The 12,501-nt window shown below is 44.9% G+C and carries 9 protein-coding genes; 1 reads left to right on the plus strand and 8 read right to left on the minus strand.

Annotated features, from left to right (window positions below; all coding sequences use genetic code 11):
- Positions 1-166 precede the first annotated feature (166 nt).
- From leuD to MHI48_RS18930, 5 genes are all read right to left on the minus strand, one after another.
- On the minus strand, positions 167-769 hold the full coding sequence (gene leuD / locus MHI48_RS18910) for a 3-isopropylmalate dehydratase small subunit (RefSeq protein ID WP_036607574.1): 603 nt from the start codon (positions 767-769) through the stop codon (positions 167-169).
- Between the two features lie 31 nt (positions 770-800).
- Positions 801-2,222: a 3-isopropylmalate dehydratase large subunit gene (gene leuC, locus MHI48_RS18915; RefSeq protein WP_076328425.1), complete on the minus strand. Its 1,422-nt coding sequence runs from the start codon at positions 2,220-2,222 to the stop codon at positions 801-803.
- A gap of 372 nt (positions 2,223-2,594) precedes the next feature.
- Complete coding sequence (locus MHI48_RS18920) at positions 2,595-4,052, minus strand: glycoside hydrolase family 1 protein (protein WP_405141451.1); 1,458 nt, start codon at positions 4,050-4,052, stop codon at positions 2,595-2,597.
- 45 nt (positions 4,053-4,097) lie between these two features.
- Entirely contained in the window at positions 4,098-4,937 is an 840-nt protein-coding gene (gene licT / locus MHI48_RS18925; protein WP_074095604.1) for a BglG family transcription antiterminator LicT, read from the minus strand.
- Positions 4,938-4,973: 36 nt separating this feature from the next.
- Positions 4,974-6,872 (minus strand): beta-glucoside-specific PTS transporter subunit IIABC, encoded by a 1,899-nt coding sequence (locus tag MHI48_RS18930; protein ID WP_405141454.1) that lies wholly within the window; start codon positions 6,870-6,872, stop codon positions 4,974-4,976.
- Positions 6,873-7,233: 361 nt separating this feature from the next.
- On the opposite strand from MHI48_RS18930, the gene MHI48_RS18935 reads away from it, so the two are divergent.
- The gene (locus MHI48_RS18935) at positions 7,234-8,154 is read left to right on the plus strand and encodes a LysR family transcriptional regulator (protein ID WP_076318119.1); all 921 of its coding nucleotides are present in this window, start codon (positions 7,234-7,236) and stop codon (positions 8,152-8,154) included.
- A gap of 510 nt (positions 8,155-8,664) precedes the next feature.
- Here the strand turns inward: MHI48_RS18935 and MHI48_RS18940 are convergent.
- The 3 genes from MHI48_RS18940 to MHI48_RS18950 form a co-directional block, all read right to left on the minus strand.
- Positions 8,665-9,486: a carbon-nitrogen family hydrolase gene (locus MHI48_RS18940; protein WP_405141456.1), complete on the minus strand. Its 822-nt coding sequence runs from the start codon at positions 9,484-9,486 to the stop codon at positions 8,665-8,667.
- A gap of 73 nt (positions 9,487-9,559) precedes the next feature.
- Positions 9,560-11,182: an ABC transporter substrate-binding protein gene (locus tag MHI48_RS18945; RefSeq protein ID WP_405141458.1), complete on the minus strand. Its 1,623-nt coding sequence runs from the start codon at positions 11,180-11,182 to the stop codon at positions 9,560-9,562.
- Between the two features lie 202 nt (positions 11,183-11,384).
- Positions 11,385-12,380, minus strand: a complete 996-nt coding sequence (locus MHI48_RS18950; RefSeq protein ID WP_076328419.1) for an ABC transporter substrate-binding protein — start codon at positions 12,378-12,380, stop codon at positions 11,385-11,387.
- Between the last annotated feature and the right edge of the window lie 121 nt (positions 12,381-12,501).

The following is a 12,501-nucleotide window of genomic DNA, read 5'->3' on the forward strand; positions in this document are numbered from 1 at the left end:
TTATTGTATCTGTTGAAGTATTCGGTCAAGAAAAATCAGGAGTTCTATGTATAGCTGACTTATTAAGCTAATTTACTTCTGAAACTACAAAAAGCTTCTGTCTCACCGATGGGAACAAGGTCCCTTGGGCGAGGCAGAAGCTTTTTGCTATGCGATACTTTAACGATTAACCGAACAGTTTTGCCGCGTGGCGTTGTTCATAAGCAGCGATTTCATCATCATGTTGAAGAGTCAGACCGATATCATCCAATCCTTGCAACAGGAATTGACGACGGTGCTCATCCAGATCAAAATCGATATGCAGTCCGTATGCATCAGTAATCGTTTTGTTTTCCAGATTTACATTCATCTCATAGCCTTCATGTGTCGCTGTACGTTGGAACAAGTCTTCAACTTGCTCTTCTGACAACTTGATTGGCAAGATTCCGTTCTTAAAGCAGTTATTATAGAAGATGTCTGCATAAGATGGAGCGATGACACAACGGAATCCATAGTCCAAAATCGCCCATGGCGCATGCTCACGGGATGATCCACAGCCAAAATTGGCGCGTGAGATCAGGATGGATGCCCCTTCATAACGAGGTTTGTTCATTTCGAAGGAAGCATTATTGTTGCCCTCTTCATCAAAACGCCATTCATAGAACAAAAATTGTCCAAATCCGGTACGTTCAATCCGTTTCAGGAACTGTTTCGGAATGATTGCGTCTGTATCTACATTGACCCGGTCTACCGGTGCAACGATGCCTTGTAATGTTTTGAATTCTTCCATATTAAACGTTCTCCCTTCTGTCTGTTATAGATTAGATCGCTGCTTCTGTTTTGAAATTCCAGTCCCGTACGTCCACAAAGTGGCCCTTAACCGCTGCTGCTGCTGCCATTGCCGGAGATACCAGATGCGTACGTCCTCCGCGTCCTTGGCGTCCTTCAAAGTTACGGTTGGACGTCGAAGCACAACGTTGACCTGGCTTCAATACATCCGGGTTCATTGCCAGACACATACTGCATCCCGCATCACGCCATTCAAATCCAGCTTCCGTAAAGATTTTATCCAAACCTTCTTGTTCAGCCTGAATTTTAACACGTCCTGAGCCTGGTACAACAATTGCTGTAACCTGACTGGATACCGTGTGACCTTTAGCCACTTGTGCTGCTGCACGCAGATCTTCGATCCGTCCATTGGTGCAAGAACCGATAAATACATAATCAATTGGAATCTCGGCGATTGGTGTTCCCGGTTCAAGTCCCATATATTCAAGCGCTTTTTCAGCCGCTTTACGTTCGTTTTCTGTAGGCAGTTCAGCCGGAACAGGAACTTTCGAAGAAATGTCGGTTCCCATGCCAGGGCTTGTTCCCCAAGTTACTTGCGGAATCAATGTCTCCACATCGATTTCAACCATATGGTCGAACTCGGCACCTTCATCGGTTACAAGCTGTTTCCAACCTGCTACAGCTTCGTCGAATTTGGCATCCACTGGTACGTATTCACGTCCACGCAGATATTCAAATGTTGTTTCATCCGGAGCGATCAATCCTGCTCTTGCTCCACCTTCGATGGACATGTTGCAGACCGTCATACGCTCTTCCATGCTCAACTCACGGATGGATTCGCCTGTGTACTCAATAACATAACCTGTTGCAAAGTCTGTACCGTATTTGGCGATGACTGCGAGGATCATATCTTTCGCGGTTACACCCGGGTTACGTTTGCCGACAAAACGAACTTCCATCGTTTTGGCTTTTGCTTGTTGCAAACATTGAGTTGCCATAACATGCTCAACTTCACTTGTTCCGATTCCGAATGCCAGTGCGCCAAACGCACCGTGTGTGGACGTGTGACTGTCACCACATACAATCGTTTTACCCGGGTGAGTCAGACCCAGTTCAGGTCCCATAACGTGTACAACGCCTTGATCAATCGTGTCCAGATCATACAATTTCACGCCGAAATCACGGCAGTTTTGCGAAAGTGTATCAATTTGTTGTTTGGAGATAGGATCTGTAATGTTGAAACGGTCTTTCGTTGGAACGTTGTGGTCCATTGTTGCAAATGTCAGTTCAGGGCGACGAACTTTACGTCCGCTGAGACGAAGACCTTCAAATGCCTGTGGAGAAGTTACTTCGTGCACCAGATGCAGATCGATATACAGAATGCTTGGTTTGCCTTCTTCTTGATGAATTACGTGATTTTCCCAAATTTTCTCAAACATCGTTTTTTTACTCATCATTTTCACCTCATTATAAGTTCGGTCCTTGGAAGAGCCTCTGTTTTCTTTAAAAAGTGAAGCTCTTGAATGACATAAATATATCACCCTGTCCTTCATTGTTCCAAGATATAATATCTATAGATGTAATAGGTTTAACCTATAATGAGAGAAAGACAAATAAACCACTGCTCGTCGCAGAGGTTTCAATTGATAACAATTATCATTATCAGATAAGTCTTATACTACGTTTCCGCTGCTTCGCTGTCAATGCTTTTTATCTAGAACATAAAAAAACAGCCCTGAATCCAGAGCTGCTTTGCTAGTTTCTGTTATAAAATGAAAATTATCATATCAACGCCTTCTATAGAGAGTGCTTGTCCGACTACTGTATTACAAACCGTTTTTTGCAATCACATCTTTGTACCAATAGAAACTCTTCTTGCGTTTTCTCTCCAGTGTTCCATTGCCGTCATTATCCTGATCTACATAAATAAAGCCATATCGTTTCTCCATCTCTGAAGAAGAATAACTAATCAGATCAATTACTCCCCAACTGGTATAGCCCAGAAGTTCAACACCGTCCAGAATCGCTTCATGCATCTGTTCCATGTGAGAGCGGAAGTAATCAATACGATAATCATCCTGAATGCTACCATCAGCTTCAATCGTGTCTACCGCCCCAATTCCATTTTCAACGATAAACAAAGGCACCTCGTAACGACTATACAGTTCATTCAGTGAGATGCGCAGACCTACCGGGTCAATCTGCCAGCCCCAATCATTCGTTTGCAGATACGGGTTCTTCACCCCTCCAGTTGTATTGCCACTCACCTGCTCCAATCGGTCGCCATCCACACTTGATACCAGGGACATATAATAACTGAATGAGATAAAGTCCACAGTGTGTACTTTCAGAATCTCTTCATCCCCCTCAAGCATATCCAGGTTAATCCCTTTTTCGGCAAAAAACCTCTTCGTAAAGTACGGATACGCTCCACGCACCTGTACATCCGTAAACATAAGATTGAATTGATTATCCCGGGAAGCAACAAGTACGTCTTCGGGATTACATGTATGAGCGTACGTTGTCAGTTTGGTAAGCATACATCCAATCTGGGAACCGGGAATGATCTCATGACAGTATTTCACTGCGAGCGCACTCGCTACAAATTGATGGTGCAACCCCTGATATACGGCCTGCTCCACATTTTCGAAACGCTCCGGAACAATACCACCACTCGTAAACGGATGACGAACAATGCTGTCAATTTCATTAAATGTAATCCAATACTTCACTTTGTCCTTATAACGGGTAAACACGGTTTTGCAAAAGTGAACAAAATACTCGACAACTTTCCGATCCGTCCATCCACCATGGTGATTCACCAGATACATCGGCATCTCATAATGCGACAACGTAATTAATGGTTCAATCCCTTGTTTCAGCATGCCATCAATAACGCGGTCATAGAACTGCAAACCGGCTTCATTCGGCTCTGTTTCGTTGCCATTCGGGAAAATTCGGGTCCAAGCAATAGATAAGCGCAACGTTTTGAGACCCATCTCCCCAAACAGGGCCAGATCCTCCTCATAGCGGTGGTAAAAATCAATGCCTCTGCGTTTCGGATATTCTCTGTCCGAGGTAGACTCCATCGCAGTTTTGATCTGTTCTTCATTGATCGCATTATGCTTTTTATACTCACTCTTGGCTACACCTTTTCGATAGATAGCAATGTCGGCTGTAGACAGACCTTTGCCATCCACATTCCACGCTCCTTCTGCCTGATTGGCAGCAATCGCTCCTCCCCATAGAAAATCTTCTGGAAACGTTCTTGTTGTATTGGTCATTGTGTATTCCTCCTTGGATTATCTCTGTAACTCTTTGATTCTTGCTCAATTGCGACTCATGACCCGATTGATATGAATAATCAAATACATCATCTCTTCATTGGAGATCGTATGTTCAAACCGAGCTTCAATATAATCCTTGATTAGCAGTACGCAGGCTTCCTCCTGCGGATATTTATTCGCGATCTGCTCAAAGAGCTCATGATCCTGCGTGTTTAACGTTTTATGTTCAAAAAGCCGTTGAATGAAAAACTGCAAATGGGTCAAAAAGCGTGAATAGTTGATGCTGTGTGTATCCAGCTCCACGTGATAGTGAATTTTGATAATATTGAGTACATCCTTGACGGTATTGGTCATCATCATGACCTGATTCATATTGTCATCATTCTGCTGCGCATTAACGAGATGAAAGGCAATATTCGCCGCTTCCTCTTCAGGCAGGGAGAGTCCAAGCTGTTTTTGAATGAGAGACAGACCATGCAACCCGATACTGAACTCCTGCGGATAGAACTTTTTCACTTCCCACAACATTCGGTTCTGGATCGTCATATTGTCCTTGAATCGCTTCATGGCCATATACAGGTGATCTGTTAAGGCGACATAGAGATGATCACTCAGATGGCGGGACAATGTATGTTTGGCGTGAGAGATGATTTCATCAGCCAGAATCAAATATTCTTTTGGCGTTTCCTTCATCAGGGCGGTGAGATCCGAAGAGATCGTTTCATTTTCAAGGACATAGATCTTCTCGATCTCATCCTCGCCCACGACATCTCCCGGTTTGCTCCTGTAGCCGATGCCCTTTCCCATCACAATAATTTCCTTGTCATCCTCAACACGTCTGGCAAGAACAATGCTCGAATTCAGTATTTTTATGACTTCCATATCAGGCTGCCTGCCTTTCATTCATATTTCAGCGAGTTATAACACCGTAATTAATGGTTTCCCCGGTCCTGTTGTCGCCGCAGATTCATTGCCCAGCACCTCCAGATAATCCGAGGAATTGGTCACAATTACAGGGGTCGTGGTGTCATAACCTGCGGCTTGTATAGCTTCAAGATCAAATTCAATCAGGAGCTGACCATGAGAGACCTGTTCTCCTTCGTTCACTTTTACATCAAAATGCTGGCCTTTCAGTTTCACCGTATCCAATCCGACATGAATCAGAATTTCTACCCCCTCTACCGATCTCAGACCGATGGAATGTTTGGTACGGAACACCGTCTCAACGGTACCATCAAACGGGGCAAACACCTTGCCAACATTTGGCTGAATGGCCATACCTTGTCCCATAGCTTCTTGCGAGAAGGCCTCGTCCTTCACCTCTCTTAATGGCAGTACTTTACCTTCCAGTGGAGCAAAAACGATCTTTTTCGATTTGATCCCTTTGGATGGCTGGATTTCAGATTCGCCTCTCGCTTTGTTTGTAGGACTGCCTGCTATCGACACTGCTGTTGGAACAACATCCTGAAATCCAATGACATATACAGCGACAAACGCGACAATGGCAGAGATCAGCATGGTAATGATCGCATAGATAATATTCATATGATCTTCACTGATAAACATAGGCATAGATGCAATCCCCGGACCCACGGCAGCATATGCCTTGAGATTCACAATACCTGCGAACAACCCAGCGACTCCGGCGCCGATCATGCAGGCAAACAGCGTTTTCTTGAGCCTTAAATGTACACCGTAGAGAGCAGGTTCCGTGATACCGAATACACCTGAAATTCCTGCAGACAAAGCGACTTGTTTCAGCTTGATGTCTTTGGTTTTGAATGACACCGCCAGTGCGCCTGCTCCCTGCGCCATATTGGATGCCAGCATCGCGACCAGCACCAGTGTTTCATATCCAGGTGAAGCCAAGGCTGCGAAAATAATGGGATAAAATACTTTATGCATACCAAACATGACAATCAGAGGCATCAGTATAGCCATAATGACAACGGTCAACCATCCAATCTTATCCTGAATCCAATAGATCAGGTTGGACATTCCCGTTCCGAGATACATCCCCAGAGGTCCAAGTACAATCAGGGCAACTGGAGCAACAATGAGAATAACAATCAAAGGTTTAAGGAAAATTTTGACCGGTCCTGGTGAGATCTTGTCCGCGAACTTTTCAATGTAAGACATGAACCAGACCGTTAAAATAATCGGTACCACGGATGTCGCATATTGAACGGATGCAACAGGTATGCCAATAAAGGACACCGGATCTTCACCGCCAAGCAGACCAATCATATTCGGGTGTAACATGATTCCACCAAACAGAACGGCAACAAAGGGGTTCGTTTTAAATCTATTTGCACTGGAATAGGCCAGTAGAATCGGAAGAAAGTAAAAGGCAGCATCAGACATGACACTCAAAACGGTATATGTCTGGCTCTCTTTAGACATCAGGCCGGTCACGGTCGCCAGTAGCAAAAGTGCCTTAAGCATGCCCGAGGCAGCAATGGCTGGGATAATAGGTTGGAAAATGCCTGCAATGACACTGGCAAAAGTATTAAACAGTCCTTTGGGGCTATAATCCGCTTTTTGTTTCTCCTGAATTTCGTTTGATTGCCGAGTATCCATCATCTTGGCAAGTTCATTGTAGACGTACGCGACGTCATTACCGATAATAACCTGATATTGTCCGCCGCTATTCACTGCGCCAATAACACCATCAAGGCTCTTAATTTCTTGGGTCTTCGCCATATCCGGATTCTTCAGGGTAAGTCTGAGCCTGGTAGAGCAATGAATTAACGTGTTGATATTATCATTGCCACCGACCAGCTCCATAATCGATTGGGCTAATTGTTTGTAATTCATGGTGCACCTCCGTTTCTTGATGGGAACAAAAAAAGACCTAAAAAGGGTAGGAAAAGAGAAACTCTTCCCACCCAATCTAGGTCTTGCCTGCCGAACAGTAACACGCCATCGTTGGATGAATGTTATTCAATTATATGAACGAAAAAGAATATGAACATTTGAAATGGTTCTGTGCTAACACTTGAAACTGGTACACATGAAAACGTTGATTTTGTTTTACCCGGGTAAGTGGTTCTTATTAAGCGTTTTCAAAATCAGTATAGCAACTCTTCTGACGGAGTGCAAGCGGTTAAGCGAAATTAATGATTTCTTCATCTGTAATGATATAATGGTGGCATAACGAAAGGAATGACCGATGACGATGGAATTCAGACAACTTCAATATACGCTGCAAATTGCGGCCGAACGCAATTTCTCCCGGGCAGCAGAGAAGCTACATATTGCCCAGCCTTCATTAAGCCAGCAATTATCCAAATTGGAAAAAGAATTGGGTGTGCTACTGTTTCAGCGTAATACAAGTACCGTGGAGTTAACCCATGCGGGTGTTACGTTTGTCGAGCAAGCCCAGAAGATCGTAGATGCTGTGGAGCTATTGCGTCAGGAAATGTCCGATATCTCCCAGCTTCGCAAAGGTAAAGTCGTTGTAGGCAGCATGCCGATCACGGGATCACACCTGCTCCCACACGTGCTTCCTGCGTTCCAACAAGCTTATCCCGAGATTGAGGTTACCTTATTGGAAGACTCCGGGCTTACGCTTGAGAAATTGACAGCAAGTGGCAAAGCAGATCTCAGTCTGTTATCTCTTCCTTTACAAGAGCCAAGTCTCGCCTATGTTGCCATTGGAGAGGAAAAGATTGATCTGGCAGTTCCCCCGAATCACCCTTTGGCACGCAGGGCAGATCCGGAACATCCGCTTCCTGTGCGAATTGAAGAGCTTCGGGATGAACCCTTTGTTGTGTTGAAAAAAGGGCAGGGCTTCCGCAAACTTACATTTGATCTCTGTGAGCAGGCTGGTTTTGATCCCCAAGTTGTGTTTGAGAGCACAAATATTGAAACCGTTCAGTCGCTGGTCGCCACTGGTATGGGCATTACACTGGTTCCACGCTTTATCGCCCGTGCGCCGCGCAGTGAGTTCGTGCCTGTGTATGTGCCACTTGCTGAGCCTACTCCTAGCAGAACACTTGTTGTGGCTTATCGTCAAGGAAGAGTGCTGTCGAAGGCAGCCGAAGCATTCATCCATACGTTTCAACAAACCGTGACCGAACTGTCAAAGGGAGACTAAAAAATTTCTCCTATGGGTATGGGTACATTTCATACTGAAACAAAACAAAGGCTTGACCCTTATGGGCCAAGCCTTTGTTATATACTCGTTTCCCGCATCCGCAGGATAGAGTTCTTACATTGCAATCACAGTAACTGGTTACAGTACAATGTTGCTTGTTAAGTTGTTTAGCTACAATGCTAATTTATAATGTTAACGTAGAAACGTACATAAGAAAACTTCATGTCTGGCGGTTTATTTACGCAAATTACGATCGCTTGTCAGCCTGTTTTGCTGATTCATTACACGGCCTTCGTCCTGAACAGTTGAATCAGGGGGTGATAGCCCTCCTGCTCCATTCTCTAAGAATGCCCTTAAGTGATCTTCCCTTGTGTTATCCTGTTCCAGTCTCCTGAGCGTATCTTTCACATGGTTGTCCATTGATTGATCATCTCCTTGGTAACGGGATAGTTATCATTACCCGCGTCCTGGAAGAATAAACACTTTTTCTGAAGAATTTTATTTCAGTTTTTATTTTCCGCCAAAATAAACGCCAGGTCGACGGTCTTCAAATACGGGAATACGTCCGCGAACCTCATCTACCAGAGATGGACGAATAATTCCGGTCACGATCTCTTCCCCTTCGCCACCTTCAGCCACAATCTCACCCCAAGGATCAATGATGAGGGAATGTCCGAAAAATTCGGTCTCTCCCCCTTTACCTACACGGTTACATGCGATCACATACATCTGATTCTCAATCGCTCGTGCGGTAAGCAACGTACGCCAGTGGTGCAAACGAGGGTTCGGCCATTCGGCCGGTACAATCAATGCCTTGGCACCATTCAAAGCAAGGGTGCGGGCAAGCTCCGGGAACCGGATGTCATAACAGATCGAAGCACCCGCTGTAAGACCGTTCTGCAATTCAAAAATTTCAGGTTCCGCACCAGGCTGTAAATATTTCTCCTCGTCCATCAGACGGAACAAATGTAATTTATCGTATCGTGTTACCTGTTTTCCTTCACGATCATAAGCGTACATTGTATTGTATATTTGACCATCCCGTTTCTCGGCAATCGAACCGCCAACGATGGAAATTTGATGTTTTTGAGCAAAAGCAGACAGCCATTCCCGAGATTTCTGGCCTTCCGGGTCAGCGAGTTCATGAATTTGAGTCAAAGCGTATCCGGTATTCCACATCTCAGGTAACACAGCCAGCCCCAGATCCGGATATTGTTCTACCGCACGCTTAAGCAACATCTGCATATGTTTATGATTGGCCTCAGGGTCTCCGAGCTGAATATCGCCCTGAATCAGGGCTACACGCATTTCTCCCTGTTGTTTTTCTGTCATGACAAGCACTCCTCTGAACCGTAATACCTGCTATCATAGCTTGATCCTCCTGAGGACTGCAAGCCTGTTTTTGTTATGAACCTGCACACAACAACTCAGGGAGCAGGGTCAACAATCGATCACTCGTGAGCGCATCACCCACATTCCATGTTGACTCCTCCACAGGATATACCCGTCCATTCTGCACAGCCGGAAGGGCCTGCCAACTGGGACTTTTCATCAGCCACTCTGTAGCCTGTCTTGCCACAACTTCCTCAGGCAGCATAACAAACACATGATCTCCCGCGTACTGACGTACCGCTTCAGCCGAAATTTCCTTATAGGCTCTACCTGCCGCAAGTGCTTCCTTCACTTTGGTAACTGGACTGAATCCCATTGGATGATATAACATAGGCGCCAGACCGATATTGCCCATAACAAATAATCGTGCACCCCGATGGTATGTAAATACGGATGCCGTTTCCCCCTCTTCAATCACAGTATGGATCTTCTCCCACATCTGCTCAGTACGCTCCGCATAGGATGTTAGCCATTGTTCAGCCTGCGGTTGTCTGCCAAACCAGCTGCCCAATCTGCGCATTCGTTCTTCCAACGTGGCATGTGAATTGTAAGCAAGCGTCGGTGCAATCCGGTAAAGTTGTTCATACTGCTGTTCATTGCTGCTATCAAAAATAATCAAATCCGGCTTCATGATAACAGCGGCTTCCACATTAACCGGAGCGACCGCGTCATATGTCCGATCTTCCAGCAACTGAATGCCCAACATCAGCATATCCCCAGCGGAATCTCCGTAATACATAATTCGCTCCGGGTTTACTGGAATATTCACATCATGACCCAACCAATCTTGTACTAATGTCTGCTGCTGAATCGATCTCTCATATTGACGAGGAGATAATCCGGTCATTTGGCGAAAACGCCTGCTGAAATAATACTCATCCTTAAACCCCACGCGACTCGCAATATCCCGAAGTGGTTCATCTGATTTGCGAAGCCAGTCCTTGGCATGTTTGATGCGTACATGATTCACATAATCGAGCGGCTTGTGACCCGTGAGTTGTCTGAAAAGGGTCGTATATTGTACAGGTCTGATCTCCGCAAGTCGTGCCAGTTTCTGTACAGTGATTTCTTCAGCATAATGGTCGTCCACATACTGAATCGTACTGTGTAGTCTTGCCTCCATACTCTGTTCCGTCTTTGGAGAGGTGTACCGGGTAATGATCATCTCCATCCATTTTTGGAACTGTGCATTCAGATGACTGTATTCAGCATCTGTTTTATAATTCCGAATGACATACATTTGCTCCAGCAGCCCACTTAACGGAGCATAGGGATAACCATTCAATTGGTTTCTGTGCTCAAATACAGCGCGGGTAAAGAGTTCGGGATCACCCGTCAACACATGAATAACATCAAAAGCCATTATGATATATTTCAATTCCGAGTTATTACGATGTTCAATCTGGTACCCCTCTCCCGGAGAAAGCGGATAAATACATCCCGTAGTAAACGGAAACTGTTCATGCCCAATATATAAACGCCCATCCCCTTCTTCACAGATCAGGAAGGCATGTTTCTCGCAAGCAACTTCCAGCATCACCTGTTCAGGTAGTTCAATTCGACGTACCAGATGATCCAGCCGAAACATGAATGCTGAAAAGAACAACGCTCCCCCATCGGCATCCAAAGCCTGCATGTCGGTTCACCTCGTTTTTCTAAAATGAGAATAATTATCAATCATTCTGTATGGTCTGATTATAAGCGAGCGATGGTCAATAATCCAGATATGAGTTTAATCAGAAAAAAAGAGCGTTCAACGAAATGTTGAAGGCCCCTTTTACTTTTTTTATAACTGCATTACTCAAAGGTGTTACTGCTGCCTCACTAGCTCGTCACCATTATTGGATCATCTGTTTTGGCAGCTCTTGTAACAGCCACTCCCTCGAAAGAGCATCACTAGAAGCTTTTACGATATTAAAACGATATACTTTTCCTTCTTTCACCGCAGGCAGGTTCTTCCAGATTGTACTATCCAGCAATTCCTTGGTGGATTGTTTCGCATCGTCGGTCACAGGATCCAGAATAAATATCCGATCACCGGCAAATTCAGATAATTTTTCAGTCGAAATCTCTACAAATCCCATGTCTTCATCCAATACTTTCTGAATTTCCGCGGTTGGCTTCAGCCCGTCTTTTCCGTATAACAACTGTGGCAATCCTGCACCTGCCATGACAAACAGACGATTCCCGGGATACATGGTGAATACCGAAGCGGTCTCCTCTTCTTTTAATCCGTTCTCATGAAGTTGCGTCCACATCTCTTCCGTCGCTTTTTGATGAGCCGTAATCCAATCCTCCGCTTCTTGCTTCTTATTCAACAAATCGCCAAGGATACGCATGCGATCTTCTATTAAACCAAATGAATCAAATGTAACCGTGGGTGCGACCTTTGCGATCTGATCATATTGAGCCTCGTCACTGTTGGAAAAAATAATCAGATCGGGATTCAGGTCTAACGCCTTTTCCACACTGATCGGAAATCCTACATCTTCTGCCTGAGCAACCTGATCATCAAATACGGTTCCCTCTTGACGAAGTATGCCGACAGGAACAACACCAAGCGCGAGCAGATCCCCTGTAACTTCTCCATGATAGATAACTCGCTTCGGATTTACAGGAATCTCAACTTCGTGGCCAGTCCAGTCTTTGAATATCCGGGTCTCGCCCTCATTCGTCTCTTCCGTTGCAGTTTGGGTCTCTGTGGTTTCTGTGGCTGCTTTGGAATCATCTGCGCCAGCAGCAGGTGTTGCAGCCTGATTTCCACAAGCCAGTAGCAGGATGGATAACCATGTGATCGTTAATAACACTCCCGTATTTCGTATGCCCTTTTTCATTTCTATTTCTCCCCCTATATCATGTGCGTTGTGCTAGAAATTAATGATATTGATTATCATTATCGGATATTATCATAAAACATGGCTTCTCTCAGCTCAATGGACAAAACTAAATGAGCAC

It is taken from the genome of Paenibacillus sp. FSL H7-0942 (assembly GCF_045040715.1).
Classification (GTDB): domain Bacteria; phylum Bacillota; class Bacilli; order Paenibacillales; family Paenibacillaceae; genus Paenibacillus; species Paenibacillus amylolyticus.

Excerpts from the sequence above, each read along its gene's own strand:
- leuD (WP_036607574.1), bottom strand. The coding sequence starts at position 769 with ATGGAAGAATTCAAAACATTACAAGGCATCGTTGCACCGGTAGACCGG.
- leuC (WP_076328425.1), bottom strand. The coding sequence starts at position 2,222 with ATGAGTAAAAAAACGATGTTTGAGAAAATTTGGGAAAATCACGTAATT.
- MHI48_RS18920 (WP_405141451.1), bottom strand. The coding sequence starts at position 4,052 with ATGACCAATACAACAAGAACGTTTCCAGAAGATTTTCTATGGGGAGGA.
- licT (WP_074095604.1), bottom strand. The coding sequence starts at position 4,937 with ATGGAAGTCATAAAAATACTGAATTCGAGCATTGTTCTTGCCAGACGT.
- MHI48_RS18930 (WP_405141454.1), bottom strand. The coding sequence starts at position 6,872 with ATGAATTACAAACAATTAGCCCAATCGATTATGGAGCTGGTCGGTGGC.
- MHI48_RS18935 (WP_076318119.1), top strand. The coding sequence starts at position 7,234 with ATGGAATTCAGACAACTTCAATATACGCTGCAAATTGCGGCCGAACGC.
- MHI48_RS18940 (WP_405141456.1), bottom strand. The coding sequence starts at position 9,486 with ATGACAGAAAAACAACAGGGAGAAATGCGTGTAGCCCTGATTCAGGGC.
- MHI48_RS18945 (WP_405141458.1), bottom strand. The coding sequence starts at position 11,182 with ATGCAGGCTTTGGATGCCGATGGGGGAGCGTTGTTCTTTTCAGCATTC.
- MHI48_RS18950 (WP_076328419.1), bottom strand. The coding sequence starts at position 12,380 with ATGAAAAAGGGCATACGAAATACGGGAGTGTTATTAACGATCACATGG.